This window comes from Anaeromyxobacter sp. SG64 (assembly GCF_022690745.1).
GTDB classification, from domain to species: Bacteria; Myxococcota; Myxococcia; order Myxococcales; family Anaeromyxobacteraceae; genus Anaeromyxobacter; species Anaeromyxobacter soli.
In genome coordinates, this window is sequence record NZ_JALCZB010000193.1 from 1 (window position 1) to 1,679 (window position 1,679).

At 74.7% G+C, this 1,679-nt stretch carries 1 protein-coding gene; it reads right to left on the reverse strand.

All coding sequences use genetic code 11. The features are described 5' to 3' along the window. A partial coding sequence (locus MNZ29_RS24010) for an efflux RND transporter periplasmic adaptor subunit (protein ID WP_242357108.1) occupies positions 1-1,521 on the reverse strand: 1,521 nt, incomplete at its 3' end. Positions 1,522-1,679 lie beyond the last annotated feature (158 nt).

Below are 1,679 nucleotides of genomic sequence, written 5' to 3' on the forward strand. Positions count from 1 at the left end.
GGGCGGCGCGGCCGTGGCGCCGCCGTGGCCCGCGTGCCCGGCGCTCGCGGGCGCGGCCGCGTCCGGGGACGCGAGGGCCGCGAGCGACGCGCGCAGGCGGGACTCCGAGTCGACGAGGAAGTTGGCGCGGGTCACGACCCCCTCGCCCGCCTCGACCCCGGAGACCACCTCGACGAACGCGGCGTCGCCGTCGCCGAGCTGCACCTCGCGCGGCTGGAACTTGCCGCCTCCGCGCGCGACGAAGACGACGCTCTTCGTCCCCGAGTGGATGACCGCGTCCGCGGGGATCCGCACGCCCTCGCGGCTCGTCCCCTGGAACACCACCTCCCCGAACATCTCCGGCTTGAGCTCGCCCTTGGGGTTCGGGACCTCCACCCGCACCTTCGCCGTGCGGCTCTTCGGATCGAGGAGCGGGTCGATGAACGCCACGCGCCCGTTGAAGGTGCGGTTCGGGAACGCCTTCAACGCGAGCGTGGCGGGCGTGCCGACCTTCACGTGCCGGAGGTCGGACTCGTACGCGTCGGCGAGCACCCACACGCGCGAGAGATCCACGATCTCGAAGGGCATGTCGCCCGCGTTCACCCGCATCCCCGGGACCACGTCCTTCTTGGTCAGGACGCCCCCGGCCGGCGAGTAGAACGTGAGGGTGCGCGTGGCTTCGCCGGTGCGCTCGATGCGGGCGATCTCCGAGCGCGGCACGTCCCACAGCTCGAGCTTGCGGCGCGCGGCGGCGACGAGGGCGTCGCCGTCCGAGCTCATGCCGCCCGACGCCGCGAGCCGCCTCCGCGTGTCGAGCGCGAGGAGGTACTCCTGCTGCGCGGCGAGGAGCTCGGGGCTGTAGATCGAGTAGAGGGGCTCCCCCGCCTTCACGGGGCGCCCGATGAAGTCCGCGTAGACCTTCTCCATGAAGCCGGAGAACTTCACGTTCACGTGGTGCACGCGGGTCTCGTCGACCGCCACCCGGCCGCTCGTGCGCCACGACCCGCCCACGGCTCCGCGCTCGGCGTGCGCCACCCTGAGCCCGATGAGCTGCTGGCGCGCGGCGTCGATGGTGACCGCCGAGAGCCCCTCGGGTGCGGGCTCGTCCGGCTCACCGGCGCCGGCGCCGGTCCCCTCCACCTTCACGAGCTTCATGCCGCAGATCGGGCAGTCGCCGGGGTGGTCCTGGACGATGCTCGGGTGCATGGGGCACTGCCACTGGTCCTTCTGCGGGGCGGTGGGCGCGCTGCTCTTCGGCGCGGCGCCGGCCCCGGCCGCCTCGACCTTGACGAGCTTCATGCCGCAGATCGGGCAGTCGCCGGGGTGGTCCTGGACGATGCTCGGGTGCATGGGGCACTGCCACTGCTCCTTCGCCGCCGTGGCCGCGCCGGCGTGGGCGTGGCCGTCGCCGGTCCCGCGCGTCGCCACGAAGAAGCCGGCGCCGCCGGCGACCGCCGCGGTGGCGAGGACGGCGAGCACGAGCGCAGGCAGGCCGAAGGTGCGGCGGTGAGCGGGGCTCGGGTGGTTCGTCTCGGTGTTCATCGTTTCTCCGTGTCTCACATCCCTGAGGTCATCGAGCCGGACGAGGAGGCCGCCGCCGCGGAGGGCGCGGCCGCCGCGCTCGCCACCCCCGCGCCTCCGCCGCCCGCGGCGCCCGCCCCGGGCACCCCGCCCGTCGCCATCGCTCCGCCGGCGCCCGG